The sequence below is a fragment of the Agrobacterium sp. 22-221-1 genome, from assembly GCF_053522445.1.
In genome coordinates, this window is sequence record NZ_JBNWCL010000022.1 from 35,260 (window position 1) to 61,236 (window position 25,977).

Here is a 25,977-nt window from a genome sequence, read left to right on the forward strand (position 1 = left end):
CATGATCCGACCTCCGGCCTTCTTTCTACATCTGGCTTCTGATCAGCCTGTCGAAGGCCCGGTCGCCGAACCATTTGCGCACGCCGATCATCAGCCGGGCGTATTTGCCGGCCGCATAACGTGTCTTCGGGCGGGCGGACCTGACCGCCTTGCTCACCACGTCGGCAATGACCTCGGGATCGGTGCCCATACCCTTACCGTAGCTTCGGTCCATGGAAGCCGCAACGCTCTGCGCCATCTTCGCATAAGGGCCGTTTGCCGAGCGTTCGAGGAGACCCTGCGCTGCGGCCGCGCCGAAACCGGTCTCGATCAGGCCCGGTTCGATCACCACGACGCGGATGCCAAATGGCTCAGCTTCCAGCCGCAGACTGTCCGACCAGCCTTCCAGCGCGTGTTTGGTCGCATGATACCAGGCACCCAGAACGGTGTAGATCTTGCCGCCCATCGAGGTGATGTTGACGATGGTGCCTTTGCCCCTTGCGCGCATGGCCGGCATAAGGAGCTGTGTCAGACGGGCGGTGCCGAAGACGTTGACCTCGAACTGGTAGCGCGCCTCGTCGAGCGGAATCTCCTCGACGGGGCCGTAGAGCCCGTAGCCGGCATTGTTCACGAGCACATCGACGCCACCGGATCGTGCGGTAATCGCGGCGACAGTGGCGACGATGTCTTCGTCGCTTGAGATGTCCATGCGCAGCGCAACCGCGCCGAGCTTTTCCAGATCCGCCATCCTGTCGAGGCTGCGCGCGGCGACATAGACGAGATAGCCATCGGCGATCAGGCGTTTGGCGATGCATTTGCCCATGCCGGATGACGCGCCGGTAACGAGGGCGGTCGGTTGGGTTCGTATGTTCATGTTGGCACCTCTTGCTCTTGGATAGGGCCAACATAGGTCGCGCATCGTGCCATCGCAGTGGCGGAACGCGCCATATTTATGGTGCAAGCCGCCAGGTCTCGTCTTTCAACCTTATGAGGGGCAACCTTATGAGGGATTTTCCGGCGTGATGCCGACCGCGACGTTCTGGTCGGTGGCGGCGATCGAGGCGGGCAGCGGCACTTTTCTCTGTTTCTCGCGGATCAGCGTCAGCAGGCCGGAACCGACGATGAGGGCGATGCCGACCAGCATCCATCCGTCGATACGGTCGCCGAAAATCAGATAGCCGAACAGGATGGCCCAGAGCATCTGGCTATATTGCGTCGGGCCGATCATGGCGGCGGGCGCATATTGGGCGGCATACATGACCAGTACGTTGCCAAGCGCGCCGAGCAGGCCATATCCCGCCAGCAGCAGCCATTGCTCGCCGGCCGGCATGACAAAAGTCGGCACCATGGCGATGCCGCTTATGGTGAGACAGCCGAGCACACCGGCACCATAAAGCGAGACGTTCTTTTCCGACGGTCCCATGGCGCGGAAGATGACGATGCTGAGCGCACCGCTGAAGCCGCCGATGATGGCGCCGAGATGGCCGACGCCGAGTTCGCGGAAGCCCGGCCGCAGGATGACCAGCACGCCGAGGAAACCGATGATGACGGCCGACCAGCGCTTGATGCCCACCTGTTCCTTCAGGAACACCACCGACATGATGGTGACGAAGGAAGGAAGCAGGAAGATCAGCGCGAAGGCTTCCGCCATGGAAAGATGGGTGAAGGCGGTCACGCTGCCGACTGCGCCGGTGCCGGCGGCAAAAAAGCGGATGATCCACAAAGGGCGGTTCGTCGTTCTGACGATATCCACCCAGCGGTCATTGCGTTTGCGGATGAAGGGCAGGGCGGCAAAGCCGAACAGGGCGCCGAAGAAGGCCGATTCGATCGGCGAAATCTGGCCTTCTATGAGTTTAACGCTTGCATCGCTCCAGGCGTAGGCAGCGAAGGCGGCAAAGGCGAGCAGAATGCCTTTCAGGGTCTGGTCGGACACGGAAACACCGGCGAAAAATCGAGTTGATGAAAACCGCCGGTGGTTTGACCGTCAGTTCATCGATCTATGCTCGTCCGCCTTGATTTTTGCAATATCTCGCAGTGCAGCAATCAATACATCCGGCGTTTGTGCACCGCTTATGGCGTATTTCTGGTCGATGATGAAAAAGGGCACGCCGGCGACGCCCATTTGCTGCGCCGCATCAATTTCGGCGACGACGGTGTCCTTGTCGGCGTCCGAGGCCAGAAGCCGGGCTACGACCTTGGCGTCCATGCCGGATTTTTCGGCCACATCGGTCAGCACCGCGTGATCGCCGATGTTGCGCCCTTCCTCGAAATTGGCCTTGAACAGCGCGGTGACGACCTTTTCCTGAACGTCGCGGCCTTCGGAATGCGCCCAGAGCGACAGCCGATGGGCGTCGAGCGTGTTCGGGCCGATCTTGATCGCATCGAAATCGTAATTGATGCCGACTTCCCTGCCGAGTTGCACCAGCGTGGCATGCGCCTGTTCCAGGCGTTCCTTGCCGAGCTTTTCCTCGAGAGCGGCTTTCTGATCGACGCCTTCAGGCGGATAATCCGGGTTGAGGCGGTAAGGACGCCAGTTCACGTCGACGCTGATTTCGTCCTGCACCTCGGCAATGGCGAGATCGAGCCTTGCCTTGCCGAGATAACACCACGGGCAGACCATATCCGATACGACGTCGATAACGATGCGTTCCATGGTTTTATCTTCCCTTTTCTCTGCCGGGGATGGGTGCGGTGCGGTTTATTGCGCCCGCGCATCCCACCAGGTCTGTTTCTGATTGCCGGATATCGGCGTCATATCCGGGCGGTCGATATATTTCCAGCGGGCCACCCATTGCGCGCCGATATAATAGAGCGGAATGACATAGTGGCCGGCAACGAGAAGGCGGTCGTAACCGCGCACCGCCGCCTGAAAATCCTCCGTCGACCGCGCCTGCAGCAGGGCCTCGATCATGCGGTCTATATCGGGATTTGCAGCGCCCGCATAGTTGAAGCTGCCCTGCGCATCCCGCGAGAGCGAACTCCAGCGGTTGAGCTGTTCCATCCCCGGTGAGAGCGAGGAGGGCAGGGAGCGGATGATCATATCATAGTCGAAGCTGTTCGAGCGGGCCTGATATTGCCCGTCATCGACCGAGCGGATGCCCATGGCGACGCCGATCAGGTTGAGCGAACGCTGATAGGCAAGCGCGATGCGCTCCTGCGCCGGGTTCTGGGTCATGATTTCGAAGGCAAGCTGACGACCGTTGGCGTCAGACATCCTGCCGTTCTTGATGCTGTAGCCAGCCTCTTTCAGCTTGTCGACGGCCATTTTCAGAACTTTGCGGTCCGCGCCGGTGCTATCGGTGGTCGGCATGGCATAGGTTCCCGCCAGCAGTTCCGGCGGCATGGTTTTCGCCGCGTCGCCAAGCAGGGCAAGCTCGCGCTCGTCTGCGGCATTGCCATAGGCGCCGAGCGGGGAGTTCTGCCAGTAACTCTGCGTGCGCTTGAAGGAGCCGCCGAGGATGTTCTTGTTCATCCATTCGAAATCGAGCGCATAGGACAGGCCCTCGCGCACCTTTTCGTCGGCGAAGACGGCGCGGCGGGTGTTGAAAACGAGACCGAACATGCCGGTGGGCAGGCGCGGCTGGAAGACGTCCTTGACGATATCGCCGCGATGGACGGCCGGGAAATTGTAAGCCTGTCCCCAGTGGGAGGTATCGGAAGTGCCGTTGATGGCGTCGCCTTCAGGATAAATGTCGATATCGCCCTTCTTGAAGGCCTCGAACATGGTGGTGACCTGAAGGAAATAGGTGACGCTGATCTCGTCGTAATTGTCGAAGCCGACCTTGCCGGGAATATCCTTGCCCCAATAATCCGGGTTCCGCTCCCAGATGATTCGTTCGCCCGGCCGCAGGGTTTTGATTCGGTATGGACCCGAGCCGACGACCGGGCCGAGGCCCGCCTGCTCGAATTTTTCCGGATCGATCGCATGTTTCGGCAGGATCGGGGTGGAGGAGGCGAGAATGAGCGGCGTTTCGCGGTTCGCCTTGTCATTGAAGGTGAAACGCACGCTGCGATCGCCGATTTTTTCCAGTTTCGCCACGCCGTCCAGACGGGTGTTGAAGGGTGGGCGGCCTTTTTCCTTCAGGAGGTTGAAGGTGAAGATGACGTCATCCGCGGTCACCGGCTCGCCGTCGGACCATTTTGCCTTCGGGTTGAGGTTGAACTGGACGAAGCTGCGCTCCTCATCCCACTCCGCGGTTTCGGCGAGCAGGCCGTAAAGGCTGAAAGGCTCGTCGCTGGAGCGCAGCATCAGCGGTTCGTAAAGAAGATTGCCGAATTCCGGGTCCCAGACGCCGCGTGCGGTGGTGCGCATTCCCTTGAGAACGAAGGGATTGAGGCTGTCGAAGGTGCCGACGACGCCATAGGAGATGCGGCCGCCTTTCTTCACGTCCGGATTGACGTAAGGGAGGTGGCGGAAATCTGCCGGCAGGGCGGGTGTGCCGTGCATGGAAATGCCGTGAAGCGGCTGTGCCAGGGCGGTTCCGGCGGGAAGCAGGGATGATCCCAGAAGGAACAATGCGGGGATGAGGGCCGCAAGGTTGCGCATGTCACTATCCTGTCTCAACGGTCAGTCCGATATGTGGACCTGACCGGTTTATCGTCATGATTCTGGCAGATATGTAGCACACGGACATTGCATGACCCATGCAACGGCGGGAAATCTTGGGTCAGCTCAAGAAAAAGTTAAAGAAGTGCTGGATATCGCCGCGATCGGCATGTAACAGGGGGACCGGAAGAGACGGGTCACGCATTTGCCTCATTTAAACGACAGTTGAACGGGCAGAAGGATACCGCCATCGGCGAACAGGATCTTGCGGTTCTGTTCTGGCAGACATTCAGGAGACGGAACTCTTATGATGCACAAGGCAAACACATTCACCCGGACGGTTCTGTCCGCTCTGGTCCTTTCTCTCGGCGCAATGTCCGCTCCGGCCATCTCGCAGGCGCAGGATGCGGCTCCCGCCGCTCAGGGCGCCGGCGCTCCGCCGCTCGGCTGGTTCAAGACCTGCTCCAAGCAGGAAGACAACGATGTCTGCGTCGTGCAGAACGTGGTTCTTGCCCAGAACGGCCAGATGATCACCGCCGTCGGCCTCATCACCGTTGAAGGCAAGGTCAACCGCAAGCTGCTGCAGGTTTCCGTTCCGACCGCGCGTCTCGTTCCTCCGGGCGTGATGATGCAGATCGACGGCGGCAAGGGCCAGAAGCTCGATTACGCCGTTTGCCTTCCCGACAAGTGCACGGCCGAAGTTCCGCTGACGGACGCCATGATCGCTTCCCTGAAGAAGGGTAGCGAGGTGGTCTTCACCTCCATCAACTTCCGTCGCGCGCCGAACCCCATCAAGATCGCGCTCTCCGGCTTCACCGGCGCCTATGACGGCCCGGCGATCACCCAGTCGCAGCTTGCCGAAAGCCAGCGCAGCCTGCAGGAAGGCATGCAGAAGAAGGCTGAAGAGGCCCGCAAGAAGCTGGAAGCCGCACAGGACGCTGCCAAGGGCGCGCCGAAGCCCTGATTGCAGCGTAAGCTCCAAAAACAGGAAAACCGGTCTGGCGACAGACCGGTTTTTTTATGCCCCTGGGAGGGAGGGGAGAAATTTGACGGGCGTCAATGCGCCGTCGACATTTTCGGGCGCCATTCGCCGTTCGGCGCCTTGTCGAAGATGCGGCCGATATTGGGATTTCGGAGCGGCGTCTCGTTTTCGTCGTGGACGAGGTTCTGTTCGGAAACATAGGCGACATATTCCGTCTCCTCGTTTTCGGCCAGAAGATGATAGAAGGGCTGGTCGCGATCCGGCCTGATTTCCGCAGGGATGGCGTTCCACCATTCCTCGGTATTGGCATATTCCGGGTCCACGTCGATCACCACACCGCGGAACGGAAACACCTTGTGGCGGACGATTTCGCCAAGCGTGAATTTTGCGTTTCTTTGTTTCATGGCATGTACTTCCTTTCCCAATACTAGTTGGTATCGGAATGCGAAATATCAAGACCTAGCGGTTTTGGCGCCGGTCTGCCTTCCGCGTTCAGCGCCTTCTGCCGATGGGCGCGGTGGCGATGATGACGCCGCCGGTGACCAGCACGATGCCGATGGCGTGATAGGTCTCGAAAGTCTCCCCCAGAAACAGCGTGGCCATGAGGATCGAGACTGGCGGCATCATGTAAAGCGTGATGCCAGCGGTGGCGGGACCGAAGACGCGCACCGTATGGGTGAAGCAATAAAAGGCCAATAGTGAGGCGAACAGGATGATACCGCCGATCTTGGCCCAGGCCATTGGCGTGGCGGGCAACATGCCGCCCTGCGCCAGTTCCAGAGCCGCCGGCGGCAGAAGCACGAGCGCGCCGGAAAAGGCGATCAGGCCGAAAAGGCTGAAAGAGGCCATCTGCCGTGCGGCGGGATCGCGAAGCAGCAGCGAATAGACCGCAAAGGCGATGGCCGCAGTCAGGATCGCGAAATCGCCAATGTTGAAATTCAGGTGCCAGAGAGCGGACATATCGCCCTTGAGCACGATGGCCGCCACACCGGCAAAGGCGATGACCATGCCCGCCACTTCGAGCTTCCGGATCGGGCGGCCCTGGAAGATGCGCTGGAACAGGATGATGAACAGCGAGGATGTGGTGTAGATCAGCGTGCCGTTGGCGGCCGTCGTCATGGTCAGCCCCCAATAGACCACGCCGCCGCAGATGCCCATGCCGAGAATGCCGAGGACGAGCCAGAGCAGCGTTTTCCGCCGCACGAAGGCAAGGCAGTTGCGCCAGTCGGCGATCATGAAGGGGGCGATGATGAGGGTCGAGCCGATCCAGCGGATGAAGGCGGCGATGAAAGGCGAGACTTCGCCGACGACGCCACGGCCGAAAATGACATTGCTGGAGAAAAAGAACGGCACCGCCAGAAAGATGAGCCAGTCCGTGAGGCGCGTTTGCTGAGAGGCTGGCTTGTTCGACATTCTTCGCAATGATGGCTGGGCTTCAAAAGAAAACGGCGGCTTTCCAGGGAAAACCGCCGGAATGGATGGAGCGCCCCGATGGGAGCGCTCCAAAGGCCGATCAGGCCGAGTAGTACATGTCGAATTCGACCGGATGCGGGGTCATTTCGAAACGCATGACTTCCTGCATCTTCAGCTCGATGAACGAGTCGATCTGGTCGTCGTCGAACACGCCGCCGGCGGTCAGGAACTTGCGATCCTTGTCGAGGCTTTCCAGCGCTTCGCGCAGCGAGCCGCAGACGGTCGGGATCTTCTTCAGTTCCTTCGCAGGAAGGTCGTAAAGGTCCTTGTCCATCGGCTTGCCGGGGTGGATCTTGTTCTTGATGCCGTCAAGGCCGGCCATCAGCATGGCCGCAAAACCGAGATAGGGGTTCTGGGTCGGGTCCGGGAAGCGGACTTCGACGCGCTTTGCCTTCGGGTTGGAGCCGAAGGGAATACGGCACGATGCGGAACGGTTGCGCGCGGAGTAGGCGAGCAGAACCGGCGCTTCATAACCCGGCACCAGACGCTTGTAGGAGTTGGTGGTGGGGTTGGTGAAGGCGTTGATGGCCTTGGCGTGCTTGATGATGCCGCCGATGTAATAGAGGCAGGTCTCGGAGAGGCCGGCATATTCGTCGCCCGCAAACGTCGGCTTGCCGCCCTTCCAGATCGACTGGTGAACGTGCATGCCCGAGCCGTTGTCGCCGAAGATCGGCTTCGGCATGAAGGTTGCCGTCTTGCCATAGGCATTGGCGACCTGGTGCACGACGTACTTGTAGATCTGCATCTTGTCGGCGCTGGATACCAGCGTGTCGAACTTCACGCCCAGCTCGTGCTGTGCGGCGGCCACTTCGTGGTGGTGCTTTTCGACGACCACGCCCATTTCGGCCAGAACCGTCAGCATTTCGGAGCGCATGTCCTGCAGGCTGTCGATCGGCGGAACCGGGAAATAACCGCCCTTGACGCGCGGACGGTGGCCGAGGTTGCCGGTCTCGTAATCCGTGTCGTCGTTGGACGGCAGTTCAGACGAATCCAGCTTGAAGCCGGTGTTGTAGGGATCGGCCTTGTACTTCACGTCGTCGAAGACGAAGAATTCCGGCTCCGGGCCAACGAAAACGGTGTCGCCGATACCCGACGCCTTGAGGTAGGCTTCGGCCTTCTTGGCGGTGCCGCGCGGGTCGCGGTTATAGGCTTCGCCCGAGACCGGGTCGAGGATGTCGCAAAGGACGACCAGGGTGGACTGGGCGAAGAACGGGTCGATATGGGCGGTGGCCGGATCGGGCATCAGCACCATGTCGGACTCGTTGATGGCCTTCCAGCCGGCGATCGAGGAGCCGTCGAACATGACGCCATCGGCGAACATGTCTTCGTCCACACAGACAACATCCATGGTGACGTGCTGCAGCTTGCCCTTGGGGTCGGTAAAGCGCAGGTCCACGAACTTGATGTCGTTATCCTTGATCTGCTTCAAGATATCGTTTGCGGTCGTCATTTAAACGTTTTCCTTGAGTGTGATGATGACGAGGTGAAAACCCAAGCCTCCCCGGCTCGGGACGTTCTTGATTATATGGCGTCCACGCCTGTTTCACCGGTACGGATGCGGATGACTTCCTCGACATTGGAAACGAAAATCTTTCCGTCGCCGATACGTCCTGTCTGCGCCGCATTGCGGATCGCCTCGATGACGGCTTCCGCATTCTCATCCGCCAATACGACTTCGACTTTCACTTTCGGCAAAAAGTCCACGACGTACTCCGCTCCGCGGTAGAGTTCCGTGTGGCCCTTCTGACGACCAAAGCCTTTTGCTTCCGTGACCGTGATTCCCTGAAGTCCGACTTCCTGAAGGGCTTCCTTCACTTCATCGAGCTTGAAAGGCTTAATGATCGCTTCGATCTTTTTCATGAGAAAATATCTCTCCGCTTCTCCCGTTAAAGCAGGTAACTCCCGCTCTGCCACAAGAATGCACGTATTGTGCCAGATCGGAAGCGGGCTTGAAGAAAAAACTTCGATCCCCCGGCTTTCCGACACAAAATGCATTCGCTTTTTGCGCTTTTCCAGCCAATTTCTCGCGGAAACCCGAAAAATCCATCAGCATTTCTGTGAATTTGTATTATTTTAGTTTTTTTGAATATTTGGAAAGGCGCGAACAGGGGGAATGGCTGTTTGTTTATATTTTATGCATTTGTCTATTATTTAGACATGGCTATTTGCTTATTTTTGTATCGATTGCCTTTCCGGCGTTTTGAAGGGATGATCGGGACATGAAATCCCCGCACCTCTTCCTGATCGATCCTGTTGCCATGGCCCGCATCGATGCGGCGGCCGGGCAATCCGGCATTCCTCTTTATGACCTGATGGAGCGGGCGGGGCAGGCGGTTGCGGCCTCGGTGCTGCGTCACTATCCGCAGGCGCAGCGTTTCGTCGTGCTCTGCGGCGGCGGCAACAATGGCGGCGATGGTTATGTGGCGGCGCGGGCGCTTTTGCAGAGCGGGGCGGTCGTCGCGGTTCATCATCTCGGCGATGTCGGCGCACTCAGGGGCGATGCACGGACGGCATTCGAGCGGAGCGGCGCGGCGCCGCTGCCGCTTGACGGCTATTCGCCTCTTGCCGGCGACGTGGTGATCGATGCGGTGTTCGGGGCCGGATTGTCCCGCGATGTTCCGCAGGAACTCATACGGGTGATCGAGGCGGTCACGCGGGCGAAGGTGCCGGTTCTCGCCGTCGACCTGCCCTCGGGCCTCTGCGGCAGGCGGGGCGTGCCTCTCGGCGCTTCGTTCAGGGCCGAGCGGACGGTGACCTTCATGGCGCGCAAGCCGGGTCATCTGCTGATGCCGGGGCGGGAGCTTTGTGGAACGCTCGAGGTGTTCGATATCGGCATTCCGTCCCGCATCCTTGACGCCCATGCGGGATCGGTGGCGGAAAATAGCCCGCTGATCTGGCGGGATGCCTTGCCTCATGCCGATATGGAAACCCATAAATTCCGTCGCGGGCATCTGACCGTCTTTTCCGGCCCGGCCCATGCGACGGGCGCAAGCCGCATGACCGCGCTTTCGGCACTGAAGGCGGGGGCGGGGATCGTCACCATCGCTGCGCCGAGGCAAGCGCTCGACGTGCTCTCCGTCACGCTGACGGCGGTGATGAACGCAGCGGTGGACGATGCCGACGATCTACGGTCGTGGCTGGACGATGGGCGTCATGGCACCTTCGTTCTCGGCCCGGGTTTCGGCGATCTCGAAAAGGCGCGGCAATTCGTGTCCCTGCTTGGAGACAAGGCGGTGGTGCTGGATGCCGATGCGATCACGGCTTTCAGGGATCACAAGGAGGACCTGTTTGCGCACGTCACGTTAGGCACGGGCAAATTCGTGCTGACGCCGCATGAGGGCGAGTTTGCACGACTGTTTCCCGATCTTGCCGCCGACAGGATGCTGAGCAAGATCGAGAAGGCGCAGGTCGCCTCGGCGCGCAGCGGCGCCGTGCTGGTCTATAAGGGCGCGGATACGGTGATTGCCGCGCCGGATGGCCGGGCGCTGGTCAACACCAATGCTCCCGCGAGCCTTGCGACGGCTGGATCAGGCGATGTGCTGGCCGGTATCATCGGCGCGCTGCTGGCGCAGGGAGCTCCCGCTTTCGAAGCAGCCGCGGCCGGTGTCTGGCTGCATGGCGAGGCCGCCCGTAGGGCAGGCGACGGCTTGACGGCGGAAGACCTTGCCCATGCGGTTCGGCCGTTTGGGTGACTTGGTCTGATTGTGTTGTGGCAGTCCTGTGAACCGGGTCTTTGCTGGCCGCTCGCTGAACCTGCGATCTTACCACAGTTCCATCATCCGCACTCCGTCACCCCGGACTGGATCCGGGGTCCAGTGCGATCAAGTCCTTGACCGCAGAAGACTCTTCTCACGGCGCAGACGCCCCGTGGCTACATGCCGGATCAAGTCCGGCATGACGAAGGAGAGGTTTATCCCTGAAGCAAGTCCGTCGCGTTTGCGGCATTCAGCCCGCATTCAATGCGCGGCCTTGCCTGCCTGGCTCGCCGTCGCCATTCGCGATGCGCTGATAAGGAGTTTGCGTTCGGCGCGCTCCTGCTGCGGCGTGCGATTGTAGATTTCGCGATAACACTTGGAAAAATGCGAGGCGGAGACGAAACCGCAGGCGACGGCGACCTCGACCACCGGCATGGCCGATTGCACCAGCAGATGGCGGGCGCGGTCGAGGCGGATTTCGAGATAATAGCGGGCGGGCGAGCGGCCCATTTCCTGGCGGAAGAGACGCTCCACCTGCCGGCGCGACAGATCGGCGGCGTCGGCGATATCGAGCAGCGACAGCGGTTCGGCAAGATTGCCTTCCATCAATTCGATGATCGACAGAACCTTGCTGTTCTGCACGCCGAGGCGGGCGCGCAGCGGCAGGCGCTGGCGGTCATTGGGGCTGCGCACCCGGTCGGTCAATTGTTGTTCGCAGACGCGGTTGACGAGGTTTTCGCCGAAATCCTGGCCGATCAGGCTCAGCATCATGTCGAGCGAGGCCGTGCCGCCGGCGCAGGTATAGATGTTGCTGTCGACTTCGAAGAGGTCGGCATAGACTTCCACCTGCGGGAAGGCTTCGGAAAAACCGGGCAGGTTTTCCCAGTGGATCGCGCAGCGCTTGCCGTTCAAAAGGCCCGCCTGTGCGAGAATGTGGGCGGCGGTACAGAGGCTGCCGATGGCGATGCCGCGATTATAGGCTTCGCGCAGCCAGGCATTGACGGATTTGTTGATGTGTTGATCCACATCGATGCCCGAACAGATGATCGCCATTTCCGGGCGGTTTTCGCCGCTGACGTAGCGCCGCTCATCGGCAAGACAGGTATCGGGCTCAAGACAGATGCCGCTTGACGACATGACCTTCTGGCCATCGAGCGAGGAGAGACGCCACTCATAGGCCTGATAGCCCAACATTCGGTTGGCGATGCGAAGCGTTTCAACCGCTGCGGCGAATGGCAGCATGGTAAATTGCGGAATGAGAAAAAAGACGATTGAGCGCTTCTTCTGGGAGTTTCTGCTCATTTGCCCGTGCTCCGTTGCGAATACGCAATTCCTCCCTTGGAATTGGTCTTCTGGATGTCCTGTTTACGACATCTTTAACGAAAAATACGCCGTGGAATCGGGGCTGTCAAAAAATAGCTTTTGAAATATGCAAATTTTGCGACAAGCCTTTAAAAAAGGCGGTGTGTCGCATGTAAAACAGGCAGGCTATTTTGCGCCCTTATCCCTCCATTCGAAGGACGGGCAGGGATGGCTCGCACGTCCAGAAACGTTGCGAGCCACCGGTTGAATGTCATCTGCGGATGACGTTTATGCGGCTGTTGTCCGTCGTCGGCCATCCGATATCCTTCAATGTTTCAGGCGGCAATGCCTCCAGTGCGCGAAGCATTTTTTCGCGACGCCATGCGGCGTAACGGGCGGCAACATGGTCGGACAGGCGATGAAGCCAGCCGGTGGATGACGGGCGGTTCGAGGAACGGTTCGCCACGGGGAGATAATGTATCATGGTCATGTCTTGATCCTTTCCTGAACCACGATCCTGTTTGCGACTTCGGTATGCGCTTGCCGACGAGGCTAAATCCGCCCCGTCAATCGATGTCCCGGATGGTGCGCGCTTGTTGACATTCAATCAAACGAAATGATATCCATCTATAAATCAAAATATTTGAAGGTGCGTGCCATGACCGTGACTTTCCGCCAACCGCTGCCGTTGCTGGATAACGACATATTGAGAACCTTCGTCGCCATCGCGGAAACGGGAAATTTCTCCACCGCCGCAGAAGTGGTGTTCAGAACGCCGTCCGCCGTTTCCATGCAGATCAAGAAGCTTGAAGAGCAGTTGAAAACGACGCTTTTCCTGCGCGATGCCCGTTCGGTGACATTGACGGCGCATGGGGAGACGCTTCTGACCTATGCGCGACGCATGATTGCGCTGTCCAACGAGGCGGTGTCGCGTTTCGTCATGCCCGAGCTTTCCGGTGTCGTTCGTCTCGGCGCACCGGAGGATATTGGCGAGCGTGGCCTGCTGCCGGGCATTCTCAAGCGTTTTGCCGAGGCTTTCCCCGGCATCATGATCGACGTCACCATCGATTCCAGCTCCAATCTTTATAAGCGCATGGATGAGCAGAGGCTCGATCTCGCCCTCGTCAACTGTGCCTCCCATCCCCTTCGGGATACGGGCGAGGTGCTGATGCGCGAGCGTCTGGTCTGGGCGGGCGCCAAATGCGGCACCGCCTATCTGCGCGATCCGCTGCCGATCTCCATCTGGGAAGAGGGCTGCATCTGGCGCTCGGAAGCGATCCATTCGCTGGAAAAGCGCGGCCGCAATTTCCGCGTGGCCTATCTCAGCGGCCATACCATGGCGCAGCGCGCGGCGATTGCCGCCGATCTCGCCATCGCGCCGCTGCCGCGATCCTATGTGCAGAACGACATGGTCATTCTGGGCGACAAGGAAGGCCTGCCGGAACTCGGCTGTTTCGATATCCGCCTGATCATGGGTGACAAGGCGTCGCGCCCTGTTCTTGCCGTGGCTGAAAGCATTCGAAACGCTTTTGTCGAAGTCGCCAAGGCGGCCTGAGGTCTTGGAGGTGCGCGGCGGCCGTGGCCCGTCGCGCCGTTAGAATCGCGGTTTTTAGCCCGCCATCGAATCCGGCGATGCCGAACGGTCCGCCGCGCCGGTTTGCCAGCTTCCACGCTTGACCAGCCAGTCGGCCGAATTCTGCAATCCGCCGAAGGGGAAGACGTGAATTTGCCGGATCGGCCCTTGCGGATTGGCCTGCCAGTGCCGCTCGATGGGTCCGACGATGCTTTCCGGTGAATGGCCCTTGGCAAGCGTTGTCAGCGAAAGCGCGTTCTTCTTGAGATAGGCGATGGAATTGCCGACGCCGCAAAGCGCGGCATATTTCAAGAGCGTCGTGATCTTGGCCGGGCCGGAAACGCCGATATGCACCGGAAGCTCGATGCCTGACGCCGCAAGTCCTTCCGCCCAGGTGATGAAACGCGCGGGATCGAAACCGAACTGGGTGACGATGCGCATTGCGGCATTGCTTCTTTCGGCAAAATCGCGTTTCAGCCTGAGTGCGGCCATCGCCGTCTCCTCGTTGAAATCGGGGCTGCCTTCCGGGTGGCCGGCGATGGCGATCTGCCTTATGCCGTAACGGTCGAAAATGCCGGTGGACAGCATGTCCATGCTGGATGCGAAGGGACCGGCAGGCCGGTCGACGCCGCCGCCGACAACCAGAACATCGGTTACGCCCGCTTCTCCGGCAAGCCGTTTTACCTGTTCCTCAAACGCTGCCCGGGAGGGGATGCGCCGCGCTGCAAGATGCGGCACCGGCTCATAACCGAGGTCGCGCAAATGTCCTGCGGCTTCGACGAGCCTTTCCTGCGAGGCGGCTCCAGTGTCGGTGAGATAGACGCGCACACCCTGCGGAAAGAGACCGGCAAGGTCGGTCGAGCCAAGCACCTGCGCGGGCGAGGCTTCGATGGAGGCGGGAATGATGGAAGCGGCGGAAATATCGGGCAATTTGTGCGTGATCCTTTTTATTATCATGCACCTATTTTGCGGCGAAGTCTGTGCCTGTTGCGGCAAGACAGGCTTGCATCTGCGACGAAGCTCGGCTCCAATCTCTGACGCGCGGCTTCACCAGATCCGTTTCGTCATGCCGTTCCAAAGCCAGGTCCAGATGGTCGGCGGGAAGCGCAGTACCGATTTGCCGGGTGAGGGCGGCTGCGGCGCAAGGCTGCCGGAAAGGGCGTCCTCGATGGCGCTGACGGCGATATCCACCGAAGCGGCGGTCAAAAGCAGCGGATAGGTGGCAATCGTGTCGGAAGGGGATGGTTTCAGCCGCTTCTCGTAGAGCGTGGCACCGGTATCCACGCCCTTGTCGACCAGATGCACGGTCGCGCCGAAATTGCCGCGGTCTTTTTCCACCAGCGCCCAGTATCCGCCCATCTGCCCGCGATAGGCGGGATTGATGCCGGCGTGGAAATTGATGACCGGGCATTGCAGGGCCTGAAGCGTGGTCGGTGTCAGCAGGCGGCAGGAAATGGTGAAGATCGCCGCCGGTTTCAGCAGATTGGCGGCCTTGCGGCATTCCTCATCGTTGAGCGAGGCGAATTGGGTGACGGGAAGGCTGTGGTGGAGATCGGGAGAAAGGCCGTGTTCGGCGATGATCGCATCGCTTCTGCGAAGCGTGAAGCGTTTGCCGAGCCGCGAGGCGATCATCGTCGCCATCTGACCCGCAGCGACTATCCAGCCGAGCCGTCGTGCGCGTCGCCTGAGAATGACCGACTTGCTTTCCGGCTGCTCCATGAAAACATGGATGTCGGGAAATCGGGCCGCCAGCGCATTGATCATGACATTGGGGTTCACCCCGCCCGCCGTCATCACCAGAAGCCGATTGTTGATGTCAGTCATATCACCCACGGGATTTTCCTAAGCCATGATCCAGACGCCGAGTTTCACGCGTGAACTTCAAAACCATGTTAATTTTCATCGACAGGATTTTTTGAAATGCCGCTGGAACGGATTTTTGTGACTCACGTTATTGTGACGCATATCACATCGGTACTTGCCTTTGGACGGCAAGTCATAGGGGAGTATTTTCACATGATCACACGCATTCTTTCGACCGTTTTCGTGGCTTTGTTGACCGTTGTCACCCTGAGCTCCTGCGGTAACACCATTCGCGGCATGGGTCGTGACACGGCGAACGCCGTCGACGCGACGCAGGATGCAGGCCGCAATGTGGACCGCGCCGCCCGTCGCTGACGACATCTCCCCTTAAAGGTCCGGCGTCATCCTGAAACACGGGTGACGCCTTTTCTTTGACCGAATTTTCCTGCGAATGTGCCCCGACGAGAATCACGGGGCGGGCATGAACGGATCGATGAAAAGACTGGCGAAGCTGCTGTTGCCTTTGCTGTTGCCATTTTCGGCTGAGGCTGGCGGGCAGGCGGATTTCTGCAGGATCATGGACCATGCCGGCGGTCGTTATACGGTCTGCAGTTTCGATCCGGCAAAAAGCACCATCCGGATTTACGACCGCGATCATGTCTCCGGCCAGGGATACGGTTCCTTCGCCGCTCTCTCGTCGGCGCTGTGGCGGCAGCACATGTTCAGCGTCTTCGCCATGAATGGCGGCATGTACCATTCGGACTATTCCCCCGTCGGGCTCTTTATCGAAAATGGCATCGAACGCTCGCCGATCAGCACCGGCGGCGGCTGGGGCAATTTTCATCTTCTGCCCAATGGCGTGTTTTATCTGAAGGGGGCCGCGGCAGGCGTGCTGGAAACGCAGGCCTATCTTGCAGCGGATCCCAAGCCGGACTTCGCCACGCAATCCGGGCCGATGCTCGTCATCGATGGCAAGCTGCATCCGCGCTTTCTGCCCGATAGCGACAGTCTGAAGCGGCGTAACGGCGTCGGCGTTTCCCGCGATGGCATGGTGCATTTCGCCATTTCGGAAAATACAGTGCGCTTTTACGACTTCGCCACGCTGTTCAGGGATGTGCTGGACGCGCCGAATGCGCTCTATCTCGACGGCACCATATCTAGCGTCGATATTCCCGCGATGAAAAGGCGGGACTCGCTGTTCCTGATGGGGCCGATCATCGCCGTTGTCGACAGGGTGCCGGATTAGCCTGAACGATCAGATCGGCGCCTTGGGATAGGCTTTTTCGAGACCGGCCGATGCCGTCAATCCCTTGCGGAAGGCGAGAAAAGCGGGGTGCTGGCTCGCCCTTGCGGTTTCCGTGATGCGAATCTGCAGCCGGGCAGGGGCATTGCCGCCAAGCCATTCGCCGGTCGTTTCCAGTTTCAGGCTGTTGAGGAAGCGGGCATTGGTCTGCTGGTCGAGATAAAGATTGAGGCCTGCCAGCAGGTTTTCGTCCTGCAGGGCGTTTTCCATCAACAGCAGCACCCAGGCTTTATCCTCGCTTGCAAGCGAAGTGAGCTTCGATGCGACCGTTTCGCGATCGGGGAAGGAGGATGCCTGCTGCATGGGGTGACTCGCATCGTTGCCGTTGCCATCGTCGATAAAGCACAGGTTACGCCCTTTCAAGGCGCAGTATTTCCACGCGGGAAGTTCGACCATAACGTGCCGGCGGCCGGAGTTTTCAACAGGCGTTTGTGCATAAGCTTTAAATAACAGTTACACTTTAGTCCAAATTGCGGCGATCGCCAAAATGGCGCTTATGCGGGCCTCACGCTAACACCTTGTTTTTTCACATACCTATGCACGGGGCGAATGGCAGCCCGTCAAAAACGCCTTCATTTAGCCGCTTTTTGCATTTGCCTTCGCCGCCGGATTTTAATAAATGCTTGCCTCAACGGGCCGGGTCTTGAAGATCCCCCGGAGAGTGAATAGCTGGAGTAATCATGGAAGAAACCGCTCAGAAATCCTGCTGGGGCGTCACGTTGCGCGCACTTGCAGGCTTTGCCGCTTTTCTCGCATTGACGTACATTTTTGGCAGCCCATAAGCATCTCTCCTGAATGACGGGTTTTGAAACGGCGCGGTTTTCCTTTGGAAACCGTGCTGTTTTCGTTTGAAGGCAATTATGTCGCAGCTGCGCAAACCGCTGACGCTCTTTTGTGGCGATCCGTTTCGGCTTTGGATATGATGGTGGTGGAATCCATTCTTATTCAAGGCGAACTTCATGTTTCTTTCGGTCTTTGACGTCTTCAAGATCGGTATCGGTCCTTCGAGCTCCCATACGATGGGGCCGATGACGGCAGCCAACCGCTTTCTGGCGCTGATCCTCAGCGATGAGTGGCCGCGGCCGGCGGGCGCGGCCGTTGCGCAGCTGAAGGTCAGCCTGCATGGCTCGCTCGCCTTTACCGGCATCGGCCACGGTACCGGGCGTGCCGTCATTCTCGGCCTCACCGGCGAACGGCCGGATATTGTCGATCCCGATGCGATGGACGCCATTATCGAGACGGTGGAAAAGGCCGGCACCGTGACGCCGCCCGGCCATCCTTCCTATGTGTTCCGCCCGGCTGAAGATTTGGTCTTCGACAAGAAGAACCCGCTGCCCGGCCATGCCAACGGCATGACCTTTTCCGCCTTCGACAATCAGGGCAGGCTGCTCATCAAGCGCATCTATTATTCCGTCGGCGGCGGTTTCGTCGTGACCGATACGGAGCTGGAGGCGATCAAGCAGCGCGGCAAGACCATCGATAACGGTCCGCGCGTGCCCTATCCCTTCGCCACCGCGCGGGAAATGCTGGATATGGCGGCCCGTTCCGGCCGCACCATCGCCCAGATGAAGCGCGCCAACGAGGAGACGGTGGTTTCCCGCGAGGAGCTGAACGAGCGTCTCGACCAGATATGGGAAGCGATGAACGGCTGCATCGAGCGCGGTCTGAAAGTGGACGGCATCATGCCTGGCGGCCTGAAGGTGCGCCGCCGCGCCCGCTCCATTTACGAGAAGCTGAATGCGGAATGGCGCAGCAACCGGTTAAACCCGGTCATGGCCAATGACTGGCTGAGCGTTTACGCCATGGCCGTGAACGAGGAAAATGCTGCCGGCGGCCGCGTGGTGACCGCGCCGACCAACGGTGCGGCAGGCGTCGTTCCGGCGACCGTCAGATATTTCCGGCATTTCCATGAGGATGCGAGCGTCGATGACGTGCGCGACTTTTTGCTGACGGCGGCGGCCATCGGCGGCATCATCAAGCACAATGCCTCGATTTCAGGCGCGGAAGTGGGCTGTCAGGGCGAGGTGGGCTCGGCTTCCGCCATGGCGGCGGCAGGCCTTGCCGCGGTCATGGGCGGATCGCCGGAACAGGTGGAAAATGCCGCCGAGATCGCGCTCGAGCATCATCTCGGCATGACCTGCGATCCGATTGCCGGGCTTGTGCAGGTGCCGTGCATCGAACGTAATGCCATGGGCGCGGTGAAAGCGGTGACGGCGGCCTCGCTGGCGCTGAAGGGCGACGGCCAGCATTTCGTGCCGCTCGATGCCTGTATCGAGACCATGCGCCAGACCGGCAACGACATGAGCGAGAAATACAAGGAAACCTCCACCGGCGGCCTTGCCGTGAACGTTGTGGAGTGCTGAGCGGGCAGGGCGTCAGGCATGGTTGCCATGCTTGACGCCCGCCGCAAAAAGGCATTGATAGAACCATGCCTCTACATCTCATCAAACTTTGCGTCGGCGCGGATTCAATTCAGGACTTGAGAGACTGGGTCGCGCATCGTGCTCTGACCGCAATTGCCGCAGGCCTTGAGCCGCACAGCGTCCACACCACCCGCATGATCCCGAAACGTGTCGAGGAATTGCTCGAGGGCGGCTCGCTCTACTGGGTCATCAAGGGGCAGGTGCAGGCGCGGCAGAAACTTCTCGATATCCGCTCCTTCAAGGGGGAAGACGGCATTTCCCGCTGCGATCTCATTCTCGGCCCCGAGGTTATCGAAACCTCACCTGCGCCGAAGCGCCCGTTTCAGGGCTGGCGTTACCTGAAGGACGACGAGGCGCCCCGCGATCTCGGCGGCGGCACGGGCGGCGAAGATATGCCTTCCGATCTCAGGAGGGAACTGGCGGAGCTTGGGCTGCTCTGACGCTCAACGGATTTGAACATGAAAAAGCCGGCATCCTTGCGGAGCCGGCTTTTTCATTTGGGGAGACGGGTCGGTCGTACGGTCAGTTGATGCCGCCGACCGCATTGGTGGCGCGGCCATCCTGAATTTTCACCCAGCGGCCGGGATTGGCGGTGTCCTGACGCTTCAGGTAGGTATATTCGGTTTCCGACCAGTTCATGACCTTGTTGCGCATGTTGTCGAGAACGAAATCGCCACGATCGGTGCGGACGGTCAGAACGGCGTGGCCTTCGCCATTCGGCTGCAGAACCACGGTGATCAACAGGTTGGAAGCGGAGAAGCCCTTGTTCATCAGCATCTTGCGCTTCAGGAGCACGAAGTCTTCGCAATCGCCGACCGTGGTGGGATAGGCCCAGCGCTCTTCGACGCCATAGATTTCCATGTCGGTCATCGGCGTGATGGTGGTGTTGACGGTGTAGTTGACGTCGAGCATCGTCTTCCAGCGCTCTTCGGTCAGCTTCATCGGGCCGTTGTCCAGCGAGGTCGGCTGGCATTCGCTCTGATAGGTCTGGCAGAATTCATAGTGGCCGATCGGCGGATTGGCCTTGCCGATGACGCGCATGACGGCGGCCGGCGAGGCGCTTGCCTGATGCGCGAAGGCGCTGACGATGAATGCGATCAGAGTGAAAACGAAACGGTTGTTCTTGTTCATTGCTTGTCTCCCCGTGGTGAGGAGACATTCGCAGGTATATTTTGACCCGGCGGAAATTTGCGAAGCGCAATTTGAGCTTAAATTTCAGCAAATTAGCCGTTGTTTTGAACTGTATTCGAACTAGTTTTTATGCGTGTTTGAAGCAAATTTTATTACAATTTTACGCATCCTGGCTTTAGGCTTTTGGTAGCCATCTAGACCGCTGTATTGACAGCGGTTTTCGGCGTCCTGCGGTTTCCGTGGTCGCGCACGGCCGGTTGGCGGCGCGTGGCGAAGAGGTGGATTTCCCGTTTTGGGATGGCTGTTTCAGGCTGGTACAGGCCGGAAAAAGCGACAAAAAAACTTCAAAAAAACTGCATTTTTTCTGGAAAAAAGTTTTGCGGAGCGATTTTCGTGCCGTTGATGATCTGGCCAAGGGCGCAACAGGTTCCGCCGCGCTCATCCTTTTTACTGACTATGGTGGATCCGGGTCGGTCTGCCGCGTGCTGTAGGCGTCAGGGCGTGAAAATGGGAGTTCGGTAGCGAGAAGTGAGAATAAAGCACCTGACGCCAGGAGCGGCTGGTGAACCCGATATGGGCGGAGACAGAGCATAGACCGCCAAGGCGCCGTCCGGGAATCTTCGCAATTATGCGATTGGGGCGAGCGCAAAACGCGCCGAAAATGCTGCGCGCATTCTTACGGGCGTAAAACCTGCCGTGTCCGGGTGGAACTATTTAGAGAAATTCGATCAGTGCGTCGGGCGACTGGACGCGGTCGAATTCGACGGCGACGCCTTCCATGAAGTGGCGCACGATCTTGCCGCTCATGTTCTTGCCGAGCTGGACGCGGCTTCCGAGCGGCGGTCGGTTTTCGATCTCGATTGCCGCACCCGACAGGGAAAGGTCGATCAGCCGGCAGGCGACGAGCACACCGTCTTCCAGAACGAGCTGGGCTCTCGCATTGCGCGGCGTCAGGCGGTCGTGGCGACGGTCTTCCGGCAGGCCGAGCAATTGACGCTTGGCGATCCAGGCGAGCTGCGCGGCGAGTTTTTCCCGCTTGCGCTCCGGCGCGTTGATGGCGATGAGGAAGCCCGATGCGGTGAGCGATGTCACCGTGCCTTCGATCCGGCCGATATGCTGGAGATAGGCGATGACGCGGTCACCGTGGCGGGCAATGCCCGAGCAGGTGAACTGCGCTCTTTCGGCGGTCATCTCGGTCGCGGTGCAATCATATTCTTCATGATCGGGCAACATCAGGCGGCCGGTGAAGGACACACGGACGGCGTCGTCGAGATGAGCTTCCTCAACCGGACGCAGGATTTGGGCGGTGTTGACCGAGCGGGACGAAAACATGGGCAGCGCAATTGTAATGAATGATGACGGTAAGTTTCTACCTTGCGCGAGTTAACAGACTGTATTGTTTAATCTCTACAATTTTTCTGATCGGCAATATCGTTACAGTTCTGACGTATTTTTTTGAGATTCCGGTGCTGCCGGACCTTTCCCGGAGGGGCGGAGAGCGTTGGAACAGGTCCGTCAGCAGCTTTCGGCGCGCGGTGTATCCTCGGCCCCCTTGTTCAGCGGATACGCTGCCGGTGCGATGTCCAGGCGCAGCAGGCGGCTGCTTTTCATGGACAGGCACTGGATGGGCGCGGCGAATTCGTTTCGCGGCCGCTCCGCAAGCAGCGCTCCGAGCAACCTTGGGGCGGCGTCGGGATCGGTGCGCAGCGGCAGGAGCAGCATTTCGAATGCCAGCGGTGCCGCACCATAGCTGTCCTCCGCCTCGACATCGAAGACCACGGGCAGCTGGTGGTGCAGGATGCCGCGCGCGACGCGGCAGGGGAAGACGGCATTTGCCGGCTGCCACAATTCCGAAAACGGGCGATCCCGCAATTCCCGGCCGAACAGATCGCAAAGACGAGTACCGGCAAGGCGGAAGAACGGGGTGTTCTCTCCCTTGTCCGTGAGGATAAAAAGATCGCCAAGGTGATGTTTCAGCTTTGCGGGGTCGATGTCCTCGCGTCGCGGGGCCGATCGCTTGCCGCGCAGCTCATCCCAATAGGCATATATGTCCAGTCCGGCCATGCTCTTCATAGCATCTCTCCATGTTCGTTTTTGGGACATCATGTCCATCCGAACGTCTGTATCTGGAGGTGTAGCGATTTTCGTGCCAAGTGGATTTGTTAAGGTTAACAAAAGGTTGATATTGCCCAATGGCGATAGTCGTGGCATCGGAGCGGCCATGTCGGGGAAAGCTCCGTCAGCACAATTCGATGGCGTCGCCTGTTATTTTAAGGCGGGCCCGCAAGCCGGACCGCCCGCGGCCCGGCGTCCTTGCCGATAGCGGTTTGGGCGTCGAGCGCTTCAAGGGCGGGACGGCTTTTTTTTCGTTCGGGCTTCCTATATTGCTCGGGGAACGCAAAATTCGACCAAGACAGGGATGGGATCATGTCCTACGGGGACGGCGAACAGCCGCCGGTTTCGGAAACGCCGGAGCCGAAAGACGACACGAACAATCCCGTCTTTAACCTGCCATCGCTGCTGGTCGGCATCCTGGCCGCGCTGATCGTCGCTTATGTCGTTCCCGCCTATCTTCTTTCGGAGGAAGGCAACGGCTGGTTCATCTTCACCTTCGGCTTCATTCCGCTGCGTTATGCGGTGCCGTTTTCCCAGCAGGGGCTGGAATGGCTCTGGACGCCGGTGACCTATTCTTTCCTGCATGGCGGCATCGAGCACATTCTCTTTAACGGATTGTGGCTGATGGCCTTCGGAGCGCCCGTTCTGCGCCGGATCGGAACAGTGCGCTTCGTGCTGTTATGGTGCATTTCCGCCGCCGTTTCCGCCTTCGGCCATGCGGCGCTGAACTGGGGCGATGTGACGGTGCTGATCGGGGCGTCCGGTGTGGTTTCGGCGCTGATGGGGGCGGCCTGCCGCTTCGCTTTCCCGGCGCGTGGCGGATATAGCGCCTCCTTCGGTCATCTGATGCCGCGACAGAGCATTCTTGGGGCGCTTTCCAACCGCACCGTGCTGATCTTCACGCTGATGTGGCTGTTCGGCAATGTGCTGATCGCGGTCGGCGTGCCGCTGTTCGGCGATGTCGGCGGTGAAATCGCCTGGGACGCCCATGTCTTCGGCTTTCTGCTCGGCTTCCTGTTCTTCGGGCTTTTCGATCGACGCTTGGTCTGAGCCGATCACGCTCCTTGTCGGCCGTGGCGCAAATTTGCTTTCGCGCGTCCCATCCGGGATTGCATTCATGCGGACCTCAGCGCACCATATCCCATGATTTGCAACCGCCGGGGGAGACTGCGGCGCTGCGTATCGCTGAAAAGAGGAGGAAGGCATGCCAACATTCGTAAAGGATCTTCTCGACCGCAAGGGCCGGAACGTCGTGACTGTCGGTCCGGAGGTCAGCATCGGCGAGGCGGCAGGAACGCTGCACGCGCATAAGATCGGTTCCGTCGTCGTGACCGACGCCGATGGCGTCGTTCTCGGCATCTTCACGGAGCGCGATCTCGTAAAGGCCGTGGCGGGCCAGGGTGCCGCTTCCCTCCAGCAATCCGTGTCGGTGGCCATGACCAAGAATGTCATTCGCTGTCATCACAATTCCACCACCGATGAGCTGATGGAAATCATGACGGGCGGGCGCTTCAGGCATGTGCCGGTTGAAGAGAACGGCCGCCTTGCCGGCATCATTTCCATCGGTGACGTGGTGAAGGCGCGGATTGGCGAGATCGAAGCCGAAGCGGAGCACATCAAGGCCTATATTGCCGGATGATCTTGCGTCCCGGCGTCAGACAGCTGGAAAAGCTTCAGTCTCGGGCCGGGACTCATACATCGCCTTCCGTCACGTATCGCTATTGAAGAAAGTCGGCTATTTTGGTGGATATGTCCACGTAGAAGTCTCGCTGTGGACAATCGGCGCAGACAATTTCAACCCGATTGAACTGTGAAATGAATTTGCCGCTGCTTGACCAGTTGCCATCGGCCGTTCCTTTCACGATGGTGATGTCAATCCAGGGCTGACCCTCCGCCGACGCAAAGCTGACATCATTTGTCCGTTTGAGTTCAGGTTGTTCTTCCAGAAACCCGACCAATCGATTCGTGTCGCACAGTGTGTTTTCGTCGGTCGGGGGCAGGATTGAGATATACCAATACATGGTCTCACCACGGCTGGGCGTTTCATCTATCCGTTTCGTGCTTAAAGCAGGGCCGCTAGCGCCGGAACGCCTGCTGCATGCGCTCAAGCTCCGGAATGCGGGAGCGCGTTTCCTCATATCCCCGGTCGATGGCTTCGCTGGCGCGATGGAATTCCGAGAGGCCGATATCGTTGATGCGGGGGTGAAGCATCAGGTCGGGCGGGTCGCCCGCCAGGCGCGAGCGCGAAATCCTGTCCTGAATGATGTTGAAAGCCTGCACCATGACGCCCGGCAGGCCGGGACGCGGCGGGCTTTCCACCGCCGGTGCGACGCCCCCATGCGATGGCGAGGCGGCGTGCTTGACAACGGCGGAACGGCCGAAGAGGTCGTAATTCAGATTGACGGCGACGACCAGCGCCTGCTCATAGGCCCGGCAGACCGAAACCGGCACGGGGTTGACGAGCGCGCCGTCGATCAGGGTGCGGCCGTTGCACTGCACGGGTTCGAAAATGCCCGGCAGCGCATAGGAAGAGCGCAGTGCGGTGACGAGATCGCCCTGGTGAATCCAGACCTCGTGGCCGGTGCGCAGTTCCGTCGCGACGGCGATGAAGGGATGGTCGAGGTTTTCGACGCGCAGGCCTTCCAGATGTTCCTGCATGCGCTTGGTCAGCCGCATACCGCCGAAGAGCCCGCCGCCGCCGATGGTGAGATCGAGCAGGCCGGCAATCCGGCGCATCGTCAGCGAGCGGGCGAATTCTTCCAGCTCATCGAGCTTGCCGGCCAGATAACAACCGCCGACCAGCGCCCCGATAGAGGTGCCGGCGATCATGCCGATCTTCACCCCGGCCTCATCCAGCGCCCGCAGGACGCCGATATGAGCCCAGCCGCGCGCAGCCCCGCCGCCAAGGGCGAGCGCTATCCTGCGCGTGTCGACGATCTGGGTGACCGGCGGTTCGTTGCCGAAGGCTTCGGGATTGCCAGCCGAAAGTTGATTGTGACGATTTCCCCATCCCAACATGACCGCACTCCCTGCCAGTTCCTTCAGGCTCCGTCCTATCCCCGGAACCCGCTATATTGGTAGCAAATTGGTGCGGCCGATGGAAGGTGGCCGTTCAAGTTGCGGAATAGGTGGTCGCCGGATCGAAATGGCGGGTATCGTCGGTGATCTTCGTCACCGCCTGGCCGTCGGAGAGTTCGACCGTACGATAAAAACACGAGCGGCGACCGGTGTGGCAGGTCGCGTCATGGCCGGCGACGGATACCTTCAGCCACACGGCGTCCTGATCGCAATCGGTGCGGAATTCCTTCACCGTCTGCAGATTGCCCGACGTTTCGCCCTTCTTCCAGATCTTGTCGCGCGAACGGCTGTAATAGTGGGCGATGCCGGTCTCCAGCGTCAGCGACAGGGCTTCCGCATTCATATGGGCGACCATCAGCAACTCGCCGTCACGCGCATCGGTGACAACGGCGGTAACGAGGCCGTGAGCATCGAATTTCGGCGAAAAAAGACCTGCGTTTTCGAGCACTTCCTTATCCGCAGGGGCGGATGGAAAGGGAATGGACATGGTAACCCCGGAAAATCAACTGGCGGAACGATGGGAGCGGCGGATAAACGGATCTGCTTCCGCCACTCTGAATTTTCTTGCGCATCG

30 protein-coding genes are annotated in these 25,977 nt (G+C 59.6%); 10 read left to right on the forward strand and 20 right to left on the reverse strand.

Annotated elements, in window-relative coordinates; genetic code table 11:
• Positions 1 to 25 precede the first annotated feature (25 nt).
• The 4 genes from ACQZ5N_RS23415 to ACQZ5N_RS23430 form a co-directional block, all read right to left on the reverse strand.
• Positions 26 to 853: an oxidoreductase gene (locus tag ACQZ5N_RS23415; RefSeq protein ID WP_448734270.1), complete on the reverse strand. Its 828-nt coding sequence runs from the start codon at positions 851 to 853 to the stop codon at positions 26 to 28.
• A gap of 126 nt (positions 854 to 979) precedes the next feature.
• Positions 980 to 1,912, reverse strand: coding sequence for a DMT family transporter (locus tag ACQZ5N_RS23420; RefSeq protein ID WP_174056941.1), 933 nt, complete (start codon positions 1,910 to 1,912; stop codon positions 980 to 982).
• A 51-nt stretch (positions 1,913 to 1,963) separates the two neighbouring features.
• Positions 1,964 to 2,632: a DsbA family oxidoreductase gene (locus ACQZ5N_RS23425; protein ID WP_262532943.1), complete on the reverse strand. Its 669-nt coding sequence runs from the start codon at positions 2,630 to 2,632 to the stop codon at positions 1,964 to 1,966.
• 45 nt (positions 2,633 to 2,677) lie between these two features.
• On the reverse strand, positions 2,678 to 4,525 hold the full coding sequence (locus tag ACQZ5N_RS23430; RefSeq protein WP_059760270.1) for an extracellular solute-binding protein: 1,848 nt from the start codon (positions 4,523 to 4,525) through the stop codon (positions 2,678 to 2,680).
• 307 nt (positions 4,526 to 4,832) lie between these two features.
• Here ACQZ5N_RS23430 and ACQZ5N_RS23435 point away from each other — a divergent pair, with 307 nt between their 5' ends.
• Positions 4,833 to 5,489, forward strand: a complete 657-nt coding sequence (locus tag ACQZ5N_RS23435) for an invasion associated locus B family protein (RefSeq protein WP_448734271.1) — start codon at positions 4,833 to 4,835, stop codon at positions 5,487 to 5,489.
• 92 nt (positions 5,490 to 5,581) lie between these two features.
• Here ACQZ5N_RS23435 and hspQ read toward each other — a convergent pair whose 3' ends face one another.
• The 4 genes from hspQ to ACQZ5N_RS23455 all read right to left on the reverse strand — a co-directional run bounded on the left by hspQ (position 5,582) and on the right by ACQZ5N_RS23455 (position 8,840).
• Positions 5,582 to 5,911 carry a heat shock protein HspQ gene (gene hspQ, locus ACQZ5N_RS23440; RefSeq protein WP_003523419.1) on the reverse strand — a complete coding sequence of 110 codons (330 nt, stop codon included), beginning with the start codon at positions 5,909 to 5,911 and terminating at the stop codon, positions 5,582 to 5,584.
• 88 nt (positions 5,912 to 5,999) lie between these two features.
• Entirely contained in the window at positions 6,000 to 6,920 is a 921-nt protein-coding gene (locus ACQZ5N_RS23445) for a DMT family transporter (RefSeq protein WP_425647209.1), read from the reverse strand.
• 100 nt (positions 6,921 to 7,020) lie between these two features.
• Positions 7,021 to 8,430: a type I glutamate--ammonia ligase gene (gene glnA / locus ACQZ5N_RS23450; RefSeq protein WP_003523416.1), complete on the reverse strand. Its 1,410-nt coding sequence runs from the start codon at positions 8,428 to 8,430 to the stop codon at positions 7,021 to 7,023.
• Positions 8,431 to 8,501: 71 nt separating this feature from the next.
• Positions 8,502 to 8,840, reverse strand: coding sequence for a P-II family nitrogen regulator (locus ACQZ5N_RS23455; RefSeq protein WP_003515720.1), 339 nt, complete (start codon positions 8,838 to 8,840; stop codon positions 8,502 to 8,504).
• A 359-nt stretch (positions 8,841 to 9,199) separates the two neighbouring features.
• Here ACQZ5N_RS23455 and ACQZ5N_RS23460 point away from each other — a divergent pair, with 359 nt between their 5' ends.
• Positions 9,200 to 10,672, forward strand: a complete 1,473-nt coding sequence (locus ACQZ5N_RS23460) for an NAD(P)H-hydrate dehydratase (RefSeq protein ID WP_448734272.1) — start codon at positions 9,200 to 9,202, stop codon at positions 10,670 to 10,672.
• Positions 10,673 to 10,936: 264 nt separating this feature from the next.
• Here ACQZ5N_RS23460 and ACQZ5N_RS23465 read toward each other — a convergent pair whose 3' ends face one another.
• Both ACQZ5N_RS23465 and ACQZ5N_RS23470 read right to left on the reverse strand, forming a co-directional pair.
• Positions 10,937 to 11,977, reverse strand: coding sequence for a GlxA family transcriptional regulator (locus ACQZ5N_RS23465; RefSeq protein ID WP_003523414.1), 1,041 nt, complete (start codon positions 11,975 to 11,977; stop codon positions 10,937 to 10,939).
• 271 nt (positions 11,978 to 12,248) lie between these two features.
• Positions 12,249 to 12,467 carry a hypothetical protein gene (locus ACQZ5N_RS23470; protein WP_196378641.1) on the reverse strand — a complete coding sequence of 73 codons (219 nt, stop codon included), beginning with the start codon at positions 12,465 to 12,467 and terminating at the stop codon, positions 12,249 to 12,251.
• Between the two features lie 126 nt (positions 12,468 to 12,593).
• On the opposite strand from ACQZ5N_RS23470, the gene ACQZ5N_RS23475 reads away from it, so the two are divergent.
• On the forward strand, positions 12,594 to 13,532 hold the full coding sequence (locus tag ACQZ5N_RS23475; protein ID WP_020810641.1) for a LysR family transcriptional regulator: 939 nt from the start codon (positions 12,594 to 12,596) through the stop codon (positions 13,530 to 13,532).
• Positions 13,533 to 13,586: 54 nt separating this feature from the next.
• Here the strand turns inward: ACQZ5N_RS23475 and ACQZ5N_RS23480 are convergent, their stop codons facing one another.
• Positions 13,587 to 14,507, reverse strand: a complete 921-nt coding sequence (locus ACQZ5N_RS23480; protein WP_448734273.1) for a methylenetetrahydrofolate reductase — start codon at positions 14,505 to 14,507, stop codon at positions 13,587 to 13,589.
• Positions 14,508 to 14,597: 90 nt separating this feature from the next.
• A complete protein-coding gene (locus ACQZ5N_RS23485) occupies positions 14,598 to 15,374 on the reverse strand; it encodes a formyl transferase (protein ID WP_448734290.1) in 777 nt (258 codons plus the stop codon).
• 192 nt (positions 15,375 to 15,566) lie between these two features.
• Between ACQZ5N_RS23485 and ACQZ5N_RS23490 the strand changes: the two genes are divergently transcribed.
• A complete protein-coding gene (locus ACQZ5N_RS23490; RefSeq protein WP_003495552.1) occupies positions 15,567 to 15,728 on the forward strand; it encodes an entericidin domain-containing protein in 162 nt (53 codons plus the stop codon).
• Positions 15,729 to 15,846: 118 nt separating this feature from the next.
• Positions 15,847 to 16,599 (forward strand): phosphodiester glycosidase family protein, encoded by a 753-nt coding sequence (locus ACQZ5N_RS23495; protein WP_448734274.1) that lies wholly within the window; start codon positions 15,847 to 15,849, stop codon positions 16,597 to 16,599.
• 9 nt (positions 16,600 to 16,608) lie between these two features.
• On the opposite strand, the gene ACQZ5N_RS23500 is transcribed toward ACQZ5N_RS23495, so the two are convergent.
• Positions 16,609 to 16,959, reverse strand: coding sequence for a hypothetical protein (locus tag ACQZ5N_RS23500; RefSeq protein ID WP_137003655.1), 351 nt, complete (start codon positions 16,957 to 16,959; stop codon positions 16,609 to 16,611).
• 391 nt (positions 16,960 to 17,350) lie between these two features.
• The gene (locus tag ACQZ5N_RS23505; RefSeq protein ID WP_425647216.1) at positions 17,351 to 17,617 is read right to left on the reverse strand and encodes a hypothetical protein; all 267 of its coding nucleotides are present in this window, start codon (positions 17,615 to 17,617) and stop codon (positions 17,351 to 17,353) included.
• Between ACQZ5N_RS23505 and ACQZ5N_RS23510 the strand changes: the two genes are divergently transcribed.
• Entirely contained in the window at positions 17,616 to 19,019 is a 1,404-nt protein-coding gene (locus tag ACQZ5N_RS23510; protein ID WP_035260630.1) for an L-serine ammonia-lyase, read from the forward strand. The two genes, ACQZ5N_RS23505 and ACQZ5N_RS23510, sit on opposite strands and share 2 nt — an antisense overlap.
• A gap of 65 nt (positions 19,020 to 19,084) precedes the next feature.
• Entirely contained in the window at positions 19,085 to 19,519 is a 435-nt protein-coding gene (locus ACQZ5N_RS23515) for a DUF1489 family protein (protein WP_035260632.1), read from the forward strand.
• A gap of 82 nt (positions 19,520 to 19,601) precedes the next feature.
• Here ACQZ5N_RS23515 and ACQZ5N_RS23520 read toward each other — a convergent pair whose 3' ends face one another.
• Positions 19,602 to 20,210: a transglutaminase-like cysteine peptidase gene (locus ACQZ5N_RS23520; RefSeq protein WP_035260634.1), complete on the reverse strand. Its 609-nt coding sequence runs from the start codon at positions 20,208 to 20,210 to the stop codon at positions 19,602 to 19,604.
• 239 nt (positions 20,211 to 20,449) lie between these two features.
• On the opposite strand from ACQZ5N_RS23520, the gene ACQZ5N_RS23525 reads away from it, so the two are divergent.
• Positions 20,450 to 20,701 carry a hypothetical protein gene (locus tag ACQZ5N_RS23525; protein ID WP_448734275.1) on the forward strand — a complete coding sequence of 84 codons (252 nt, stop codon included), beginning with the start codon at positions 20,450 to 20,452 and terminating at the stop codon, positions 20,699 to 20,701.
• A 223-nt stretch (positions 20,702 to 20,924) separates the two neighbouring features.
• Here the strand turns inward: ACQZ5N_RS23525 and ACQZ5N_RS23530 are convergent, their stop codons facing one another.
• The gene (locus ACQZ5N_RS23530; RefSeq protein ID WP_003508056.1) at positions 20,925 to 21,542 is read right to left on the reverse strand and encodes a PilZ domain-containing protein; all 618 of its coding nucleotides are present in this window, start codon (positions 21,540 to 21,542) and stop codon (positions 20,925 to 20,927) included.
• A 183-nt stretch (positions 21,543 to 21,725) separates the two neighbouring features.
• Positions 21,726 to 22,283 carry a PAS domain-containing protein gene (locus ACQZ5N_RS23535; RefSeq protein ID WP_448734276.1) on the reverse strand — a complete coding sequence of 186 codons (558 nt, stop codon included), beginning with the start codon at positions 22,281 to 22,283 and terminating at the stop codon, positions 21,726 to 21,728.
• A gap of 354 nt (positions 22,284 to 22,637) precedes the next feature.
• On the opposite strand from ACQZ5N_RS23535, the gene ACQZ5N_RS23540 reads away from it, so the two are divergent.
• Together ACQZ5N_RS23540 and ACQZ5N_RS23545 are read left to right on the forward strand one after the other, a co-directional pair.
• Positions 22,638 to 23,375, forward strand: a complete 738-nt coding sequence (locus tag ACQZ5N_RS23540) for a rhomboid family intramembrane serine protease (RefSeq protein WP_003523400.1) — start codon at positions 22,638 to 22,640, stop codon at positions 23,373 to 23,375.
• Positions 23,376 to 23,529: 154 nt separating this feature from the next.
• Positions 23,530 to 23,964, forward strand: a complete 435-nt coding sequence (locus ACQZ5N_RS23545; protein ID WP_448734277.1) for a CBS domain-containing protein — start codon at positions 23,530 to 23,532, stop codon at positions 23,962 to 23,964.
• A 79-nt stretch (positions 23,965 to 24,043) separates the two neighbouring features.
• On the opposite strand, the gene ACQZ5N_RS23550 is transcribed toward ACQZ5N_RS23545, so the two are convergent.
• From ACQZ5N_RS23550 to hisI, 3 genes are all read right to left on the reverse strand, one after another.
• Positions 24,044 to 24,346, reverse strand: a complete 303-nt coding sequence (locus tag ACQZ5N_RS23550) for a hypothetical protein (RefSeq protein ID WP_448734278.1) — start codon at positions 24,344 to 24,346, stop codon at positions 24,044 to 24,046.
• Between the two features lie 55 nt (positions 24,347 to 24,401).
• Entirely contained in the window at positions 24,402 to 25,343 is a 942-nt protein-coding gene (locus ACQZ5N_RS23555; protein ID WP_020811307.1) for a patatin-like phospholipase family protein, read from the reverse strand.
• Positions 25,344 to 25,437: 94 nt separating this feature from the next.
• Positions 25,438 to 25,890 carry a phosphoribosyl-AMP cyclohydrolase gene (gene hisI, locus ACQZ5N_RS23560; protein WP_003523396.1) on the reverse strand — a complete coding sequence of 151 codons (453 nt, stop codon included), beginning with the start codon at positions 25,888 to 25,890 and terminating at the stop codon, positions 25,438 to 25,440.
• Between the last annotated feature and the right edge of the window lie 87 nt (positions 25,891 to 25,977).